14 protein-coding genes and 1 riboswitch are annotated in these 17,723 nt (G+C 72.2%); of the genes, 9 read left to right on the forward strand and 5 right to left on the reverse strand.

The window, feature by feature from the left end:
* The first annotated feature begins 349 nt into the window (after positions 1-349).
* The 4 genes from ACZ52C_RS21570 (at position 350) to ACZ52C_RS21585 (ending at position 5,208) form a co-directional block, all read left to right on the forward strand.
* Positions 350-1,738, forward strand: coding sequence for a M16 family metallopeptidase (locus ACZ52C_RS21570; RefSeq protein ID WP_469076240.1), 1,389 nt, complete (start codon positions 350-352; stop codon positions 1,736-1,738).
* Positions 1,735-3,123 (forward strand): M16 family metallopeptidase, encoded by a 1,389-nt coding sequence (locus ACZ52C_RS21575; protein ID WP_469076241.1) that lies wholly within the window; start codon positions 1,735-1,737, stop codon positions 3,121-3,123. Before ACZ52C_RS21570 ends, ACZ52C_RS21575 begins: the two co-directional genes overlap by 4 nt.
* A 202-nt stretch (positions 3,124-3,325) precedes the next feature.
* Positions 3,326-3,496: riboswitch (cyclic di-AMP (ydaO/yuaA leader) on the forward strand.
* A 13-nt stretch (positions 3,497-3,509) separates the two neighbouring features.
* Positions 3,510-4,298 carry a M23 family metallopeptidase gene (locus ACZ52C_RS21580; protein WP_469076242.1) on the forward strand — a complete coding sequence of 263 codons (789 nt, stop codon included), beginning with the start codon at positions 3,510-3,512 and terminating at the stop codon, positions 4,296-4,298.
* A gap of 205 nt (positions 4,299-4,503) precedes the next feature.
* The gene (locus ACZ52C_RS21585; protein ID WP_469076243.1) at positions 4,504-5,208 is read left to right on the forward strand and encodes a GntR family transcriptional regulator; all 705 of its coding nucleotides are present in this window, start codon (positions 4,504-4,506) and stop codon (positions 5,206-5,208) included.
* Between the two features lie 170 nt (positions 5,209-5,378).
* Here the strand turns inward: ACZ52C_RS21585 and ACZ52C_RS21590 are convergent, their stop codons facing one another.
* Positions 5,379-5,660 (reverse strand): HPr family phosphocarrier protein, encoded by a 282-nt coding sequence (locus ACZ52C_RS21590; RefSeq protein WP_013000229.1) that lies wholly within the window; start codon positions 5,658-5,660, stop codon positions 5,379-5,381.
* A 201-nt stretch (positions 5,661-5,861) separates the two neighbouring features.
* On the opposite strand from ACZ52C_RS21590, the gene ACZ52C_RS21595 reads away from it, so the two are divergent.
* The 4 genes from ACZ52C_RS21595 (at position 5,862) to ACZ52C_RS21610 (ending at position 11,481) form a co-directional block, all read left to right on the forward strand.
* The gene (locus ACZ52C_RS21595; RefSeq protein WP_469076244.1) at positions 5,862-8,837 is read left to right on the forward strand and encodes a bifunctional acetate--CoA ligase family protein/GNAT family N-acetyltransferase; all 2,976 of its coding nucleotides are present in this window, start codon (positions 5,862-5,864) and stop codon (positions 8,835-8,837) included.
* A gap of 141 nt (positions 8,838-8,978) precedes the next feature.
* On the forward strand, positions 8,979-9,566 hold the full coding sequence (locus ACZ52C_RS21600; protein WP_469076245.1) for a DUF5998 family protein: 588 nt from the start codon (positions 8,979-8,981) through the stop codon (positions 9,564-9,566).
* On the forward strand, positions 9,566-10,753 hold the full coding sequence (locus ACZ52C_RS21605) for an alkaline phosphatase family protein (RefSeq protein WP_469076246.1): 1,188 nt from the start codon (positions 9,566-9,568) through the stop codon (positions 10,751-10,753). Before ACZ52C_RS21600 ends, ACZ52C_RS21605 begins: the two co-directional genes overlap by 1 nt.
* Before the next feature lie 80 nt (positions 10,754-10,833).
* The gene (locus ACZ52C_RS21610) at positions 10,834-11,481 is read left to right on the forward strand and encodes a thymidine kinase (protein WP_045561074.1); all 648 of its coding nucleotides are present in this window, start codon (positions 10,834-10,836) and stop codon (positions 11,479-11,481) included.
* A 114-nt stretch (positions 11,482-11,595) separates the two neighbouring features.
* Here ACZ52C_RS21610 and ACZ52C_RS21615 read toward each other — a convergent pair whose 3' ends face one another.
* Positions 11,596-12,423, reverse strand: coding sequence for a VOC family protein (locus ACZ52C_RS21615; RefSeq protein WP_469076247.1), 828 nt, complete (start codon positions 12,421-12,423; stop codon positions 11,596-11,598).
* Between the two features lie 320 nt (positions 12,424-12,743).
* Between ACZ52C_RS21615 and ACZ52C_RS21620 the strand changes: the two genes are divergently transcribed.
* A complete protein-coding gene (locus tag ACZ52C_RS21620) occupies positions 12,744-13,571 on the forward strand; it encodes a sulfurtransferase (protein ID WP_469076248.1) in 828 nt (275 codons plus the stop codon).
* Positions 13,572-13,719: 148 nt separating this feature from the next.
* Here ACZ52C_RS21620 and sepH read toward each other — a convergent pair whose 3' ends face one another.
* The 3 genes from sepH to ACZ52C_RS21635 all read right to left on the reverse strand — a co-directional run bounded on the left by sepH (position 13,720) and on the right by ACZ52C_RS21635 (position 17,676).
* Positions 13,720-14,754: a septation protein SepH gene (sepH, locus tag ACZ52C_RS21625; protein WP_469076249.1), complete on the reverse strand. Its 1,035-nt coding sequence runs from the start codon at positions 14,752-14,754 to the stop codon at positions 13,720-13,722.
* Positions 14,755-15,155: 401 nt separating this feature from the next.
* A complete protein-coding gene (locus tag ACZ52C_RS21630) occupies positions 15,156-16,475 on the reverse strand; it encodes a D-arabinono-1,4-lactone oxidase (protein ID WP_469076250.1) in 1,320 nt (439 codons plus the stop codon).
* Entirely contained in the window at positions 16,435-17,676 is a 1,242-nt protein-coding gene (locus ACZ52C_RS21635) for an MFS transporter (RefSeq protein WP_469076251.1), read from the reverse strand. The genes ACZ52C_RS21630 and ACZ52C_RS21635 overlap by 41 nt, the downstream gene beginning before the upstream one ends.
* Positions 17,677-17,723 lie beyond the last annotated feature (47 nt).

The following is a 17,723-nucleotide window of genomic DNA, read 5'->3' on the forward strand; positions in this document are numbered from 1 at the left end:
ACCTACGGGCGCTCACGTCTCCAGCTCACTCTCACCGAGAGGTGAACGGGATCTGACGCGCACCATTGTGGACTGCCGCACTGACAAGCCCGACACGACCCGGCGCCGACCGCCTGGCACGCCTCCCCGAGCCGCCGCGTCAACAGCGTGCGCCGACTTTAACCAGTGACCGTCCGGCGCAACCCCCGTCTCGCTCTCGGCGTACGAGCCCCGGGAACTTCTCCGGGCGTCCGCGCGCTTGCATACAGTGGCAGGACCGGCAGGAAAACAGCGGTTTCCGCGACGATCCACGACGGACAGACCACGGATTCCGCGACCACAGCACAGCGATCGAAGGGACGTACCGCCCATGGGTCACACGGCCACAGCCGAGGCCGGCTCCGAAGGCCTGACAGTGAGGGAGCACCGCCTGGCCAACGGCCTGCGCGTGGTGCTCTCCGAGGACCACCTGACCCCGGTCGCCGCCGTGTGCCTCTGGTACGACGTCGGTTCGCGGCACGAGGTGGAGGGCCGCACGGGCCTCGCCCACCTCTTCGAGCACCTGATGTTCCAGGGCTCGGGCCAGGTCAAGGACAACGGCCACTTCGAGCTGGTCCAGGGCGCGGGCGGTTCGCTGAACGGCACCACCAGCTGGGAGCGCACCAACTACTTCGAGACCATGCCCACCCACCAGCTGGAGCTCGCGCTGTGGCTGGAGGCCGACCGGATGGGCAGCCTGCTGCTCGCGCTCGACCAGAAGAACCTGGACAACCAGCGGGCCGTCGTCAAGAACGAGCGCCGCCAGCGGTACGACAACGTGCCCTACGGCACCGCCTTCGAGAAGATCTTCCGCCTGGCCTACCCGGTGGGCCACCCTTACCGGCACACGCCGATCGGCTCGATGGACGACCTGGAGGCGGCCAGCCTGGAGGACGCCCAGCAGTTCTTCAGGACGTACTACGCGCCCAACAACGCCGTCCTGTCGATCGTCGGCGACATCGACCCGGAGCAGACCCTCGCCTGGGTCGAGAAGTACTTCGGCTCCATCCCCTCCTACGACGGCAAGCCGGCGCCCCGCGACGGCGCGCTGCCCGACGTCATGGGCGCGCAGCTGCGCGAGGTGGTCGAGGAGAACGTGCCCGCGCGCGCGTTGATGGCCGCCTACCGTCTCCCGGAGGACGGCACGCGCGCGTGCGACGCGGCCGACCTGGCCCTGACCATCCTCGGCGGCGGCGAGTCCTCCCGCCTCTACAACCGGCTCGTCCGCCGCGACCGTACCGCCGTGACGGCCGGCTTCGGCCTGCTGCGGCTGGCCGGCGCGCCCTCCATGGCGTGGATGGACGTGAAGACCTCGGGCGACGTCGAGGTGCCCGTCATCGAGGCCGCCGTCGACGAGGAGCTCGCCCGGTTCGCGGCCGAGGGCCCCACGGCGGAGGAGATGGAGCGCGCCCAGGCCCAGTTGGAGCGCGAGTGGCTGGACCGGCTCGGCACGGTCGCGGGCCGCGCCGACGAACTGTGCCGGTACGCGGTCCTGTTCGGCGACCCCAAGCTCGCCCTGACGGCCGTCGACCGGGTCCTGGAGGTGACGGCCGACGAGGTCCAGGAGATCGCCAAGGCGCGCCTGCGGCCCGACAACCGCGCGGTGCTCGTCTACGAGCCCGTCGCCAGCGAGGAGGACGCCGAAGAGGGCGCCGAAGACGAGACCGCCGCGGCCGAGGCCGCCGGAACCACCGACGAGACCGAGGAGTCGGCGAAGTGACCGAGCTCGCGACCATGGACTTCCACCCGCAGCCCCAGGCCGGCGAGGCCAGGCCCTGGGCGTTCCCGGCGCCCGAGCGCGGCACCCTGGACAACGGCATGACCGTGCTGCGCTGCCACCGCCCCGGCCAGCAGGTCGTCGCCGTCGAGGTGCTCCTCGACGCGCCCCTGGACGCCGAGCCCGCCGGCATCGAGGGCGTCGCCACCATCATGACCAGGGCCTTCTCCGAGGGCACCGACAAGCACACGGCCGAGGAGTTCGCCGCCGAGCTGGAGCGGTGCGGCGCCACCCTCGACTCGCACGCCGACCACCCGGGCGTACGCCTGTCCCTCGAAGTGCCCGTCTCGCGGCTGGAGAAGGCCCTCGGCCTGCTCGCCGACGCCCTGCGGGCCCCCGCGTTCGAGGACGGCGAGATCGAGCGGCTGGTGGCCAACCGGCTCGACGAGATCCCGCACGAGACCGCCAACCCCGGCCGCCGGGCCGCCAAGGAGCTCTCCAAGCAGCTGTTCCCGGCCACCTCCCGGATGTCACGGCCCCGCCAGGGCAGCGAGGAGACCGTCGAGGGCATCGACTCCGCGGCCGTTCGCGCCTTCTACGAGCGGCACGTGCGCCCCGCGACGGCCACCGCCGTGGTCGTCGGCGACCTCACCGGGGTCGACCTCGACACGCTGCTCGCCGACACCCTGGGCGCCTGGACCGGCTCCCCGGCCGCGCGGCGACCCGTGCCGTCGGTGAGCGCCGACGACACCGGGCGCGTGATCATCGTGGACCGACCCGGTTCCGTGCAGACCCAGTTGCTCATCGGCCGGGTCGGCGCCGACCGGCACGACCGGGTGTGGCCGGCCCAGGTGCTCGGCACCTACTGCCTCGGCGGCACCCTCACCTCCCGCCTGGACCGCGTCCTGCGCGAGGAGAAGGGCTACACCTACGGCGTGCGGGCGTTCGGCCAGGTGCTGCGGGCCGCGCCCGACGGTTCGGGCATCGCGATGCTCGCCATCAGCGGCTCCGTCGACACCCCCAACACCGGGCCCGCGCTGGACGATCTGTGGACGGTGCTGCGCACCCTCGCCGCCGAGGGCCTGACGGACGCCGAGCGCGATGTCGCCGTGCAGAACCTGGTCGGGGTCGCCCCCCTCAAGTTCGAGACGGCCGCGGCCGTGGCGAGCACGCTGGCCGACCAGGTCGAGCAGTACCTGCCGGACGACTACCAGTCGACGCTGTACCGCCAACTCGCCGCCACCGGCACCGTGGAGGCCACCGCGGCGGCCGTGAGCGCCTTCCCGGTGGACCGTCTGGTGACCGTCCTCGTCGGGGACGCCGCGCAGATCGAGGAGCCGGTCAGGGCCCTCGGAATCGGCGAAGTCACCGTCGTCCCGGCCGAGTAGGGGCGGCCGGACGGACGCGTGTCAGTGGGGCCCTGGTGACGGAAGAGTCACCAGGGCCCCTGTTTGTCCGTATTGATGGCGGAGGTTGTGTGTCTGACCTGTGGCGTAGTTAACAAATCCCGTGATCCGTTTGTTATTTCGAAGACGGCCCACTTAGCGTCGGTCCGGCTGTTCGTCAGAAGTTCGCCGCAGCCGCGGCACCGGACAGTCATCGCCGAGTCCCCATGGCGTGAGCCAGGGGAGCCGGGGACCCACCGAAGTCCCTGGGGTGAATCGGGTGCCCTTCGCGAGCGACGCGAAACGAGGGGTAGCCGTAGGAGACCTTCCTGCTCCGAACCCGTCAGCTAACCCGGTAGGCGAGAAGGAAGGAAAGGACCAGCCACTTCATGGCGTTCACCCGCGCCCCCGGGAAGCACCGCCGTCCCGGCCGTGTGCAGCGCACGACCACGAGGAACGTGGGCGTTGCCGCTCTCACCACCACCGGTGTCCTCGGCACCCTCGCCGGCCCCGCGCTCGCTGCGGAGGAGCCCGCCGTCGAGCAGACCGGCCTGAACCAGATCATCATCCTCGGCGACACGGTCGCCGACCAGGTCGACGCCCAGGCCGTGGCCCAGCAGCAGGCCGCCGAGGTCGCCGCCGTCAAGAAGAAGGCGCAGGAGGAGGCCAGGAAGGCCGCCGCCGAGAAGGCCGAGCAGGAACGTGCCGCCGCCAAGGAGCGCGAGGAGATCAAGGCCCGTGCCGCCCGCGCGGCCGAGCGCGAGCGCCTCAACGCCTACGTCGCCCCCATCAGCGGCTCCTACATCTCCACCGGCTACAAGGCCGGCGGTGCCGTCTGGTCCTCCGGCAGCCACACCGGTGTCGACTTCCACGCCGCGTCCGGCACGGCCGTCCACGCGGTCGGCTCCGGCACCGTCGTCGAGGCGGGCTGGGGCGGTGCCTACGGCAACAACATCGTCATCAAGATGAACGACGGCACGTACACCCAGTACGGCCACCTGTCGTCCATCGGCGTCTCCGTCGGTCAGACGGTCACCCCCGGCCAGCAGATAGGCCTCTCCGGGGCCACCGGCAACGTCACCGGCCCCCATCTGCACTTCGAGGCCCGGACGTCGGCCGAGTACGGCTCGGACATCGACCCCGCCGCGTACCTGCGCTCGCACGGCGTGAACGTCTGACGCGCGCCCCCGCTTCCCAGGAGGCCCCGGCTCACCGAGCCGGGGCTTTCCTTGTTGTGGTGACCCACCACTTGTGACGCACCTCCTGTCCAAAAAATATCCCTGGATTCCGGTCCGCCGTCGGAAATTCCGTCTTCCTGCAATAGAGTCGCTGGAACACACGTCAATCATCGACGTTTCACGGGGATTAAGGCGGAGGTCGGTCATGCGTATTCCGGCGCACTCGGTATGCACGGCGATCCGTGATGACATCGTCGCGGGTGTCTACGAGCGCGGCAGCCGGCTCACCGAGGAACTGCTCGCCCGCCGGTACGGCGTCAGCCGGGTGCCCGTGCGCGAGGCGCTGCGCACGCTGGAGGCCGAGGGGTTCGTGGTGACCCGCCGGCACGCGGGCGCGTGCGTCGCCGAGCCGACCGAGCAGGAGGCCGCCGACCTGCTGGAGATGCGCATGCTGCTGGAGCCCCTGGGGGCCGCCCGCGCCGCGCAGCGCCGCACAGAGGCGCACCTCAAGGTGTTGCGGGGACTGGTCAGGTTGGGCCAGGAGCGGGCCAGGAGGGGCAACAGCGAGGATCTGCGCTCGCTGGGCGGCTGGTTCCACGAAACGCTCGCGCAGGCCTCCGGCAGCCCCGCCCTGACCTCGACACTCGCCCAGCTCCGGCACAAGATCGCCTGGATGTACGTGGTCGATGCGCCGGCCGACCCCGGGGAGTCCTGGGCGGAGCACGGCGGCATCGTGGACGCGGTCGCGCGCGGCGACGGCGACCGGGCCCGCGCGATCACGTCCCTGCACACCGAGCGGGCCACCGCCGCGCACCGGCTCCGATTTCCGGCCGGGTCCGGCGGGGCGGAGCGCCCGGAACGTGTGAGGACTTCGCAACACCCCGTAAACATGCCGAGCCTGCGGCATTAACACGGGCGCCGTATACAAAGAGGGAAGAATTCCGAGGGGCATTTTTCCTGCTGCCCGCAGAACGGAAAAATGATGGAATGCGAAGGGCCCGCCCGATAAATCGGACGAGCCCTTCGATGTGTGTGCGGGGCGGCTTTTCAGGCCTTTCCGCTTCGGTGGTCCGCTCGCTCTCAGACCGTCTCGGGGAGCTCTTCGAGCCCCTCGGCGACGAGCTTCGCCAGACGGTCGAGCGCGGCGTCCGCGCCCTCGGCGTCGGAGGCGAGCACGATCTCCTCGCCGCCCTGGGCGCCGAGGCCCAGGACCGCGAGCATGGAGGCCGCGTTGACGGGGTTCCCGTCGGCCTTGGCGATCGTCACGGGGATACCGGAGGCCGTGGTGGCCCGGACGAAGATGGATGCGGGTCGGGCGTGAAGGCCCTCGGCCCAGCCGACGTTGACGCGGCGCTCAGCCATGTGATGCTGCCCTTCAGGTGTCTCGGGTGGTGCAGAGAGGTCTAGACCGGTTGTCTAGACCAGTTTTCCATATGGCGCGACGCACCGGAACGGGCCCACGGCCTGACCGCGAACCGGCTGTCGAGCTTGGGGTCGTGCTTCAGTTGTGCCTCCCCAGACTGCCCCGCGCCGTTGTCGGACGCGAGCCGTACTCTGGGGCCCATGCAGACCTCGTCGGACCGGCACGAGTACCCCGCCCACTGGGAGGCCGACGTGGTGCTGCGCGACGGCGGCACCGCACGCATCAGGCCCATCACCGTCGATGACGCCGAGCGTCTGGTCAGCTTCTACGAGCAGGTCTCGGACGAGTCGAAGTACTACCGCTTCTTCGCGCCGTACCCTCGCCTGTCCGCCAAGGACGTCCACCGCTTCACGCACCACGACTTCGTGGACCGGGTGGGGCTCGCCGCCACGGTCGGCGGCGAGTTCATCGCCACCGTACGCTACGACCGCATCGGCGCCGACGGCATGCCCGCGTCCGCCCCCGCCGACGAGGCCGAGGTCGCCTTCCTCGTGCAGGACGCCCACCAGGGCCGCGGGGTCGCCTCCGCCCTGCTCGAACACATCGCCGCCGTGGCCCGGGAGCGCGGCATCAGACGCTTCGCCGCCGAGGTGCTCCCCGCCAACAGCAAGATGATCAAGGTGTTCACCGACGCCGGGTACCAGCAGCAGCGCAGCTTCGAGGACGGCGTCGTCCGGCTGGAGTTCGACCTGGAACCCACCGACCGTTCCCTCGCCGTCCAGCGCGCCCGGGAGCAGCGCGCCGAGGCCAGGTCCGTCCAGCGGCTGCTCGCGCCCGGCTCGGTCGCGGTCGTCGGCGTCGGGCGCGCACCGGGCGGAGTGGGCCGCAGCGTGCTCGCCAACCTCCGCGGCGCGGGCTTCACCGGGCGGCTGTACGCGGTGAACAGGGCGCTGGGGGAGGACGAGAAGGAACTCGCCGGGGTGCCCGCGCACAGGTCCGTCACCGACATCGAGGGCCCCGTCGACCTCGCGGTCGTCGCCGTCCCCGCCGCCCACGTCCCCGAGGTCGTCGCCGAGTGCGGTGAGCACGGGGTGCAGGGCCTCGTGGTCGTCTCCGCCGGGTACGCCGAGAGCGGACCGGGCGGGCGCGAGCGTCAGCGCGAACTGGTGCGCCAGGCCCGCACGTACGGCATGCGCATCATCGGGCCGAACGCCTTCGGCATCATCAACACCGCCCCCGACGTACGGCTCAACGCCTCGCTCGCCCCCGAGACCCCGCGTTCCGGGCGCATCGGCCTCTTCGCCCAGTCCGGCGCCATCGGGATCGCCCTGCTCTCCCGGCTGCACCGGCGCGGGGGAGGGGTCACCGGGGTCACGGGCGTCTCCACGTTCGTCTCCTCCGGCAACCGTGCGGACGTGTCCGGGAACGACGTCCTCCAGTACTGGTACGAGGACCCGGACACCGATGTGGTGCTGATGTATCTGGAGTCCATCGGCAACCCGCGCAAGTTCACCCGCCTCGCCCGGCGCACGGCGGCGGTCAAGCCGCTCGTGGTGGTGCAGGGCGCGCGCCATGGCTCCGCTCCCCTGGGCCACGCCGTGCGCGCCACCCAGCTGCCGCACACCACCGTGTCCGCGCTGCTGCGGCAGGCCGGGGTGATTCGGGTCGACACGATCACGGAACTGGTCGACGCGGGGCTGCTGCTGGCCCGGCAACCGCTACCGGCGGGGCCGAGGGTGGCGATCCTGGGCAACTCCGAGTCGCTGGGGATGCTCACGTACGACGCCTGTCTCTCCGAGGGGCTGCGGCCGCTGCCGCCGCTGGACCTGACGACCGGCGCCTCGGCGGAGGACTTCCACGGGGCGCTGTCGCGGGCGCTGGCGGACGACGCGTGCGACGCGGTGGTGGTGACGGCGATACCCGCGCTGGGGGAGACGTCGCCGGGGGACGCGGCCTTGGCGGAGGCGCTGAGGTCGGCCGCCGCCGCGAACCCGTCGAAGCCGGTGCTGGTCGTCCACGTCGAGCTGGGCGGGCTCGCGGAGGCACTGTCGGCCGCGGCGAGCACCGCACCGCGGGTCGCGGAGGCGGCACCCGACACCGGCCCCCGCCACCCGGCGGAACGCTCGGCCACGACGGGGGAGGCTACGGGCCCGGGCGGGCCGACCTCTGGCATGCCGATCTCAGGAGTGCCGATCTCGGACATGCGGGGCCCTGGTGTGCCCGGCGCCGGCGCGGCAGGCCCCAGCGGACCGGCGGCCCAAGTCGTCGAGGGGGCGCAGCGCGGGCCGGCAGCCCCTGCGGAGCCGGCCGGCGCCCGGCTCATCCCCGCCTACCCCGCCGCCGAGCGAGCCGTCCGGGCGCTGTCCGAGGCCGTGAACTACGCCCAGTGGCGGCGGGACGCGGCGGAGCCGGGGCGCGTCCCCGAGTACGAGGACATCGACGAGAAGGGCGCGGCCGAGCAGATCGACGCGCTGCTGGCCAGGGGCGAGGGGCTCACCCTCGGGGCGGAGGAGACGGGCGCGCTGCTCGCGCGGTACGGCATCCACCTGCGGCAGGCGCGCCCCGCGCCGACGCCCGACGAGGCCGCGAGAGCGGCGCGGCTCATCGGCTATCCCGTCGCGCTCAAGACCACCGCCCCGCACCTGCGGCACCGGGCCGACCTGGGCGGCGTACGGCTCGACCTGGCGGACGAGGAACAACTGCGGCGGGCGTACGCGGAGTTGACGGAACTCTTCGGAGGGCCCGACGAACTGCGCCCGGTCGTGCAGGGCATGGCTCCGCGCGGGGTCGACACGATCGTGCGGACGGTGGTGGACCCCGCGGCCGGAGCGGTGCTCTCGTTCGGGCTCGCCGGGCCCGCGTCGCAGCTGCTCGGGGACATGGCGCACCGCCTGATCCCGGCCACCGAGCGGGACGCGGCCACACTGGTCCGCTCGATCCGGACGGCCCCCCTCCTCTTCGGCTGGAGGGGCTCGGCACCCGTCGACACGGAGGCGCTGGAGGAGCTGCTGCTCAGGGTGTCCCGGCTGGTCGACGACCACCCCGAGGTCGTGGCGGTCTCCCTGGAGCCCGTGGTCGTCGCCCCGCAGGGTCTCAGCGTGCTCGGCGCCACCGTCCGGCTCGCGCGCCCGCCCGCCCGCGACGACCTCGGCCCCCGGACCCTCCCGGTGTACTGAGCGCGCCGCTCCCGGCCCACCGGAGGCGGCGCGCGGTCACCGTACGGACGGCGCACGAGCCCGTGCATTGAGCCGTCCACGACAGAACAGAGACCGCAGAGCGGTCCCTCGCAGTCAGTGCGCCCCCGTAGGATGGACGTCATGGCCAAGACCAGTACGACGACCCAGGGGCTGCGTGCGGCGATCGAGCGCAGCGGCTACTACCCGGCCCTCGTGGCCGAGGCGGTGGAGGCCGCCGTCGGCGGCGAGGCCATCAAGTCGTACCTGGTCCACCAGGAGACGACGTTCGACGCGAACGAGGTGCGGCGGCACGTCACCGTCCTCGTCCTCACGGCCAACCGCTTCATCGTGAGCCACACCGACGAGCAGGCCGCGGACAGCACCTCCCCGACGCCGTACGCCACGACGTCGACCGAGTCGGTGAAGATCGGCCGGATCTCCTCGGTCGTCCTCAGCCGGGTCGTGGCCAACCCCGAGTCGTACGCTCCGGGCACCCTGCCCCGCGAGGTCGTCCTGACCATCGGCTGGGGCGCCGTCTCCCGCATCGACCTGGAGCCCGCCGCCTGCGGCGACCCCAACTGCGAGGCGGACCACGGGTACACCGGCAGTTCGACGGCGGACGACCTCAGCCTGCGGGTCAGCGAGGCCGGGGACGGCCCGGAGACCGTGCGCCAGGCTCTCGCCTTCGCGCAGTCCCTCTCCGAGGCGACCGCGGACACCGCCCGCTGATGGCGCTGCCCACCTGGGACCACCCGGAACCCCTGGCCCTCGGCTCCGCCCCCGTTCCCGAGTACGGCGTCGGCTCGCTCGCCGACCTGCTGCCCACCCTCGCGGCGGGCATGGGGGTTCCCGGTACGACCGCCTCGATACCGGAACTGACGGCGACCGACCGTGCCTGTGTGTTCCTGGTCGACGGCCTGGGCTGGGAGCAGCTGAAGGCGCACCCCGACGAGGCGCCCTACCTGACGGCCCTGCTGGCGTCCTCGCGCGGTGGCACCGGCCGCCCCATCACCGCGGGGTACCCCGCCACCACCGCGACCTCCCTCGCCTCCGTCGGCACGGGTCTGCCCCCCGGCGCACACGGCCTGCCCGGCTACACGGTCCGCAACCCGCAGACCGAGGAGCTGATGAACCAGCTCCGCTGGCAGCCCTGGACGTCGCCGCAGGTATGGCAGCCGTACCCCACGATCTTCCAGCTCGCCGACCGGGCGGGTGTGCACACCGCCCAGGTCACCTCCCCGGCCTTCCAGAACACGCCCCTCACCCAGATCGCGCTGAGCGGCGGCACCTTCCACGGCCGCCTCTCCGGCGAGGACCGCATGGACCTGGCCGCCGCGCAACTGGCGGCCGGGGACCGCGCGTTGATCTACACCTACTACTCCGAGCTGGACGGCGCGGGACACCGCTTCGGGATCGACTCCGACGCCTGGCGCGGCCAGCTCATGCACGTCGACCGGCTGGTCCAGCGGCTGGCCGAGCAACTCCCGCCGCGCACCGCCCTGTACGTCACCGCCGACCACGGCATGATCGACATCCCGTTCGACGAGCAGCACCGCATCGACTTCGACGAGGACTGGGAGCTGCGCGCCGGGGTCGCCCTGCTGGGCGGCGAGGGCCGGGCCCGCCATGTCTACGCGGTGCCGGGTGCCGCGTCGGACGTCCTGACCTGCTGGCGCGAGGTGCTCGGCGAGCAGTTCTGGATCGCCTCGCGCGACGAGGCCATCGCGGCGGGCTGGTTCGGCCCGCACATCGACGAACGCGTGTACGCCCGCCTAGGCGATGTGGTCGCGGCCGCCCATGACGACGTCCTGATCGTCGCCTCGGAGCGGGAGCCCAAGGAGTCGGCGATGGTCGGCAACCACGGTTCGATGACCCCCGTCGAACAGCTGGTGCCGCTCCTCGAAGTACGCTCCTGAGAGGTCCCGCCGCCGCTCGCCCCATCCTCCCGCCGGACCCGCCGTCCTCGTCCTCCTCGCCGAAAGGTGCTCAACTCCACATGCCCGAGCTCGTGTTCTTCTCCGGAACCATGGACTGCGGGAAGTCGACGCTGGCGCTCCAGATAGAGCACAACCGCTCGGCGCGCGGCCTTCAGGGCATGATCTTCACGCGTGACGACCGTGCCGGTGAGGGCAAGCTGTCGTCGCGGCTGGGCCTGGTCACGGACGCCGTCGAGGTCGAGGACGGCCAGGACCTCTACGCCTATCTCGTCGACCACCTCTCCCAGGGCCGCCGGGCGGACTATGTGATCGCCGACGAGGCCCAGTTCCTCGCCCCCGGGCAGATCGACCAGCTCGCCCGCGTCGTGGACGACCTGGGCCTGGACGTCTACGCCTTCGGCATCACGACCGACTTCCGCTCCAAGCTCTTCCCCGGCTCCCAGCGTCTGGTCGAGCTGGCCGACCGGGTCGAGGTCCTCCAGGTCGAGGCCCTGTGCTGGTGCGGCGCCCGTGCCACCCACAACGCCCGCACCATAGGCGGCCAGATGGTCGTCGAGGGGGCCCAGGTCGTCGTCGGCGACGTCAACCAGCCCGACGACATCGGCTACGAGGTCCTCTGCCGCCGTCACCACCGCCGCCGGATGACGGCCGCCACGGCCCACGCGGGCGCCCTCTCCCCGGACGTCCTCCCGGTCGAGACGGTCTGACCCCTACGTCGGACGCCACGCTCGGCCCCCACGCTCGGCCCCTGTGCTGCCCGACGCGTGTCTGCGCCCTGCCCCTGGTGCCCCGATCCCGGGCCCCGGTTCCGCGCCCCCGGTTCACTCGACCGAGCGACCGTCCCCGCCCGCGCTCCGGTGTTCCGTGCGCACCACCGCGAACTTCGCGCCCTCCGGGTCGGCCAGGGTGGCCACCGGACCGTGCGGGGTGTCGTGGGCCGGTTCGAGGACATGGCCGCCGAGTTCGATGACGCGGTTGGCGGCCTCGTCGGGGTCGCTCACCTCGAAGTAGGTCAGCCAGTGGGGGCCCCGGTCCCGGGGGAGCGCGCTGCCGACGCCGTGGATACCGGCCACCGGGCGGCCCCCGACGCGCAGGGTGACGTAGTCGAGGTCGGCGGAGACCACCGGCTCCTCCTCGTAACCGAAGGCCGTCTCGTAGAACTTGGCGACCAGGGAGCTGTCGACGGTGAGGAGTTCGTCCCAGGCGGGCGTGCCGGGGACGCCGGTGATGTCCGCGCCGAGGTGCTCCGCCGCCTGCCAGATGCCGAAGACGGCGCCCGCGGGGTCGGAGGCGATCACCAGCCGGCCCGCCTCACCGGCGTCCAGCGGACCCACGCCGACGGTGCCCCCGCAGTGCCGCACGGTCTCCGCCGTCCGGTCCGCGTCGGGCGAGGCGAAGTACGGCGTCCAGGCGATGGGCAGATGACGGTCGGGCGGCAGCTGGCCGATCCCCGCCACCTGGCGCCCGTCGAGCAGTGCCCGCACATACGGGCCGAGCTGCTGGGGGCCGGGCTGGAACTCCCAGCCGAACAGCGCCCCGTAGAACTCCTGGGTCGTGGCCATCCCGTGCACCATCAGACTCACCCAGCAAGGGGTGCCCGGTGGAAACACCGCGCCGTTCAGGCCGGTCGACCCCCGTGCCTCGGTCATCGTCACTCTCTCCTCGGCCCCTCGCGGTGGCCGTGTCCGTCGCCCTCGGTACGCGTGTACCGCGTCCACGCGCGATCACGCCCCGTGCCGATGCTCGCACCACCGGTAGCGCGACGGGCCCGCGCCGCACCGCCGCGCGACGCGTACGTGTGCGAGGGTGCCCGGGTCGCCGGTCCCGGTCCCGTCCGCGCCGCTGCCGTGTGGTGTCCGTCCGTTGTACGGCTCGTGCCCGACCCCGTACGCCCGGTGATCGGCACCGCCCGGCGGGCAGAGTAGCCCGAGCCGGGCGAGGCGGCCACCCCGTGCGCGAGGATGGGGCCATGAACGCCATCATCTCGGCCCCCGACCTCGTCAGCGAGCTGGCGGGAGCCCGCCCGCCGGTGCTCCTGGACGTCCGCTGGCAGTTGGGCGGCCCGAACCTGCGCACCGAGTACGAGAAGGCGCACATCCCGGGTGCCGTCTTCGTCGACCTGGACGCCGAACTCGCCGGTCCCGCGGGTTCCGGCGGCCGCCATCCGCTGCCCGACCTCGACACCTTCGGTGCGGCGATGCGCGCGGCCGGCGTCTGCGCCGACCGCGCCGTCGTCGTGTACGACGGCGGGCTCAACTGGGCCGCGGCGCGTGCCTGGTGGCTGCTGCGCTGGTCCGGCCACCCCTCGGTACGGGTCCTGGACGGCGGCCTGGCAGCCTGGGAGGGCACGCTGACGGCCGAGATCCCGGAGCCCGACCCCGGCACCTTCGTGCCCGTCCCCGGCACGCTGCCGCTGCTCGACGCGGACGGCGCCGCCGCGCTGGCCCGCACCGGACTGCTCCTGGACGCACGGGCCGCCGAACGCTACCGGGGCGACGTGGAACCCATCGACCCGGTCGGCGGGCACATCCCGGGCGCGGTGTCGGCCCCGACCACGGAGAACGTGGCCGAATCCGGTCTCTTCCGGACCGCCGCCGAACTGACCGACCGTTTCAAGGGACTCGGCGCGACCGCCGACTCCGAGGTCGGCGTGTACTGCGGCTCCGGTGTCTCCGGCGCCCACCAGGTGCTGGCGCTGGCCGTGGCGGGCATCCCGGCGGCCCTGTACGTGGGCTCGTGGTCGGAGTGGTCCCGGGACGCCGACCGTCCGGTGGCCACCGGACCCGACCCCCAGTGATCCGGCGCTGACGACAGCCGTGGGGCCCGTGTCTGAACGACGCGGGCCCCACACACGTATGAATGACCGATCCTGCACCCGAGAGAAACGGAACCGCTGGACGGAGTGGAACGAGTGACCGCTCCGATTCCCCGCCACCGTGGGGCCGTTACTCCTGCTTCTTGCGTCTCGTCCCGAACACGATCTCGTCCCAGCTGGGTACCGCCGCGCGCCGCCCCGGCCGGACGCCGTCCGCCTCGGCCTGGCGGTCGGTGGCGCCGATCAGCCGGTCGCGGTGGCCGTTGACCGAGCGCGGCATGAGGACGTCCGCGTAGGCGGAGCCGGCCGAGGCCGCGGGGGCCGCCGACTCCTCCTCCGCCACCTCCTCGACGGAGGCGGACTCCTCCTGCGGTTCGGCGGACGGCAGTTCGGGCACCACCAGGTCGCCCCGGTAGCTGGGGACGGCCTCCAGGATGCTGGTGAGCGAGTCGCGCTCGCTCACGATCTCCTCATCGGCCTCGGGCGGCGCGGGCAGGACGGGACGTTCCGCCTGGCGGTCCAGGGGGCGGTCACGGGGCAGCCGCGCGATCCTCGGCACGAACGGGAAGCTCGGCTCGGGCGTCCCGAGGTCGTCGGACTCGCCGATCAGGGAGCGCGCCTCGTCGTCCACGGCCTGGACGAGCCGCCGAGGCGGGTCGTAGGTCCAGCTCGCCGAGTGCGGTTCACCCGCGACGCAGTACACCAACAGCACTTCCCAGGTGCCGTCGTCGCGGCGCCACGAGTCCCACTGGACGGTGTCCTTCTCGGCGCCGCGCAGCAGCAGGCGCTCCTGGACGGCCTCCCCGAGCTGGGGCCCCGCGGCGTTCTCACCGGGGCGGCGGACCGGGGTCTTGCGTGCCCGCTCGGCCATGAAGGCGCGCTCGGCGAGGACGGGGCCCTCGAACCGGCGGACCCGGTCGACGGGAATGCCGGCGAGCTGCGCGACCTCCTCGGCCGTGGCACCCGCGCGTATCCGCGCCTGGATGTCACGGGGGCGGAGATGGCTCTCCACCTCGATCTCGATCTGGCCGAGGCGGGGCCGGTCGCCGCGCACGGCGGCACGCAGCCGCTCGTCGATCGGCAGCGTGTACTCCGTGGAATCGGCAGCCTTCAGCACCAGCCGTGTGCCGTCATTGGAGACGGCCACGACACGCAGTTCGGGCATGGGGACCTCCCGGGTGGTGCCTGCCGACGTCACGTGCGTCGCTGCTTCCGCTAGTCGAGTGTGGCCTGCCCGGGTGCAGCCTGCCACAACCTTGCCGAGTTGCCCGGCGTGTCGGGCCTGAGCCCGAGGCCGCCGTTATGGCACGGTTATCAATTCGCAACGCTAAGTGACGAACCTCATCACCCTGTGCAACGATCCCCCTCCCGGCGGTCCTCTAAGGCCCCGGACACCCTGGCGGGAGTCCGGACCCAGGGCTCGCAACAGTACTCCATTCGGGCCACTTGCGTGGATCGGCACGCCGCCCAACTTCTCATGGGAGACGTCGATCCGCTGCCGGAACAGACCTTTTCGCGACCCCGGGACGGGGGTGCTTCACATGATCACCAGAACCGCCCGCCCGGCTACGCCCCGAGCACCCGGCGCAAGTAGTCGTTCTGGAAACGCCGTTCGGGGTCGAGCCGGTCACGCAGCGCGGTGAACTCGCCGAAGCGCGGGTAGACCTTGGCGAAGTAGTCGGTGTCGCGCGTGTGCACCTTGCCCCAGTGCGGCCGTCCCTCGTGCGCGGTGAAGATCCGCTCGGCGGCGGTGAAGTACGCCTGATAGGGCGTCCCCTTGAACATGTGCACGGCGACATAGGCGCTCTCGCGGCCGGAGGCGGTGGAGAGCGTGATGTCGTCGGCCGGCGCGGTGCGCACCTCGACGGGGAAGCTGACGCGCAGGTTCGACCGGTCGACCATCGCCTTGAGTTCACGCAGCGTGTCCACCACGGCCTCGCGCGGGACGGCGAACTCCATCTCCACGAACCGGACTCGGCGCGGAGAGGTGAAGACCTTGTAGGGGATGTCGGTGTAGGTCCGCGCGGACAGGGCGCGGCTGGAGATCTGCGCGATCGTCGGGATGGTGGCGGGGACCGCCTGGCCGACCCAGTTGGCCACCTGGAAGACGCCGTTGGAGAGGAACTCGTCCTCGAACCAGCTGTTGAGCTGCGGCACCGGCTTCTCGGGTCCCGCGCTGCGGTTGTTGCGCTTGGTGTTGGTGTTGCCGGTGTGCGGGAACCAGTAGAACTCGAAGTGCTCGTTCTCGGCGTGCAGTTCGTCGAACTCGGCCAGCACCCGCTCGAACGGCATCGGTTCCTCGCGCGCCGTGAGCAGGAAGATCGGCTCCACGGCGAAGGTGATCGCGGTGACGATGCCGAGGGCGCCGATGCCGACGCGGGCGGCCGCGAAGACGTCGGGGTTCTCCGTGGCGGAGCAGGTGAGGATCGAGCCGTCGGCGGTGACCAGTTCGAGCCCTCGGATCTGGGCGGCGATCGACGCCGAGTCGCGGCCGGTGCCGTGGGTGCCGGTGCTGGTGGCGCCGGAGACCGTCTGCTCCATGATGTCGCCCATGTTCGTGAGCGAGAGCCCCTCGCGCGCGAGGGCCAGGTTGAGCCTCTTGAGCGGAGTGCCGGCGGCGACCGTGACCGTCATTGCCTCACGGTCGATCTTGCGTATGCCCGTCAGCAGTTGAGGGCGGATCAGCACGCCGTCGGTCGCGGCGGCCGCGGTGAACGAGTGGCCCGTCCCCACGGCCTTCACCCGGAGGTCGTCCTCGGCGGCCTGCCGTACGGCCGCGGCGAGTTCCTCGACGGTGGCCGGGGTGACCTCCCGTACGGGGCGGGCGGTGACGTTCCCCGCCCAGTTACGCCACGTGCCGCTCTTCCCGATCACTGTGGTGCTCATGGGGCCCTCCCCGCCTTGGAGCCGGCCTGCGCAGCCGGCGGTACCCGAGAAAACCGACCGCGACCGCGACGGCTCCGGAGGCCGCCGGAACCACGTACCCCGCCTTCGCCCCGGCCGCGTCGATCACCCAGCCGGAGACCGAGGACCCGAGCGCGACCCCGACCGCGAGCCCGGTGCCCACCCAGGTCATGCCCTCGGTCAGTTGCGTGCGTGGTACGTGCTCTTCGATGAGGGACATCGTCGTGATCATCGTGGGTGCGATGGACAGTCCCGCCACGAAGAGCGCCACGGCCAGAAACGGCAAGTTTCCGACCAGTAGGAGGGGGATCATACTCACGGCCATGCCGCACACGCCCAGCAGCCACCGGCGTTCCGCCGCACCGGAGAAGCGCAGCAACCCGAAGACGATGCCCGCGGCGCACGAACCGGCCGCGTAGAGGGCCAGGACCACGCTCGCGGCGGCCTTGTGGCCCCGCTCCTCGGCGAAGGCCACGGTGACCACGTCGACGGCTCCGAAGATCGCTCCGGTCGCCACGAACGTGGCCACCAGGACCTGTAGTCCGGGCGAACGCAACGCGGAGCGGCCCTTGTCGTGGCGCGCACGCGGATGCGGCGCCGGCTCGGTGGCGCGCTGGGCGGTCAGCCAGAAGACCCCGGCCGCCAGGAAGCAGGCGGCGAGCAGCGGACCGGCCTCCGGGAACCACGCCGTGGACAGCCCGATGGAGATGATCGGCCCGAAGATGAAGCACACCTCGTCGACGACGGACTCGAAGGAGTACGCGGTGTGCAGTTGCGGGGTGTCCCGGTAGAGGGCCGCCCAGCGCGCCCGGGTCATCGCCCCGAGGCTCGGCACACAGCCGATGCCCGCCGAGCAGAGGTACAGCACCCAGTCCGGCCAGCCGTAGTGCGCGGCGACCAGGAGTCCCGCGGCGGCGGCCAGTGCCACGAGCGTCGCCGGGCGCAGCACCCGCCGCTGCCCGTACTGGTCCACCAGACGCGAGATCTGCGGGCCGAGCACGGCGGCGGACAGGGCGATGGTCGCCGAGAGCGCGCCGGCCAGGCCGTACCGCCCGGTGAGCTGGGAGATCATCGTGACCACGCCGATGCCCATCATGGACAGCGGCATCCGGCCGAGGAGACCCGCGGCGGTGAAGCCCTTGGTGCCGGGGGCGGCGAACAGGGCGGTGTAGGGGCTGGGCACGGGGGCTCCGGTCGTTCCGGGAAGCGGAGGGATGAGTTCCGCGTAAG

The sequence above is a fragment of the Streptomyces sp. NPDC034049 genome (assembly GCF_055575575.1).

Bases quoted from the DNA above. Each gene is read 5' to 3' on its own strand.
- ACZ52C_RS21570 (WP_469076240.1), top strand. From the start codon at position 350: ATGGGTCACACGGCCACAGCCGAGGCCGGCTCCGAAGGCCTGACAGTG.
- ACZ52C_RS21580 (WP_469076242.1), top strand. From the start codon at position 3,510: ATGGCGTTCACCCGCGCCCCCGGGAAGCACCGCCGTCCCGGCCGTGTG.
- ACZ52C_RS21585 (WP_469076243.1), top strand. From the start codon at position 4,504: ATGCGTATTCCGGCGCACTCGGTATGCACGGCGATCCGTGATGACATC.
- ACZ52C_RS21590 (WP_013000229.1), bottom strand. From the start codon at position 5,660: ATGGCTGAGCGCCGCGTCAACGTCGGCTGGGCCGAGGGCCTTCACGCC.
- ACZ52C_RS21595 (WP_469076244.1), top strand. From the start codon at position 5,862: ATGCAGACCTCGTCGGACCGGCACGAGTACCCCGCCCACTGGGAGGCC.
- ACZ52C_RS21600 (WP_469076245.1), top strand. From the start codon at position 8,979: ATGGCCAAGACCAGTACGACGACCCAGGGGCTGCGTGCGGCGATCGAG.
- ACZ52C_RS21605 (WP_469076246.1), top strand. From the start codon at position 9,566: ATGGCGCTGCCCACCTGGGACCACCCGGAACCCCTGGCCCTCGGCTCC.
- ACZ52C_RS21610 (WP_045561074.1), top strand. From the start codon at position 10,834: ATGCCCGAGCTCGTGTTCTTCTCCGGAACCATGGACTGCGGGAAGTCG.
- ACZ52C_RS21615 (WP_469076247.1), bottom strand. From the start codon at position 12,423: ATGACCGAGGCACGGGGGTCGACCGGCCTGAACGGCGCGGTGTTTCCA.
- ACZ52C_RS21620 (WP_469076248.1), top strand. From the start codon at position 12,744: ATGAACGCCATCATCTCGGCCCCCGACCTCGTCAGCGAGCTGGCGGGA.
- sepH (WP_469076249.1), bottom strand. From the start codon at position 14,754: ATGCCCGAACTGCGTGTCGTGGCCGTCTCCAATGACGGCACACGGCTG.
- ACZ52C_RS21630 (WP_469076250.1), bottom strand. From the start codon at position 16,475: ATGAGCACCACAGTGATCGGGAAGAGCGGCACGTGGCGTAACTGGGCG.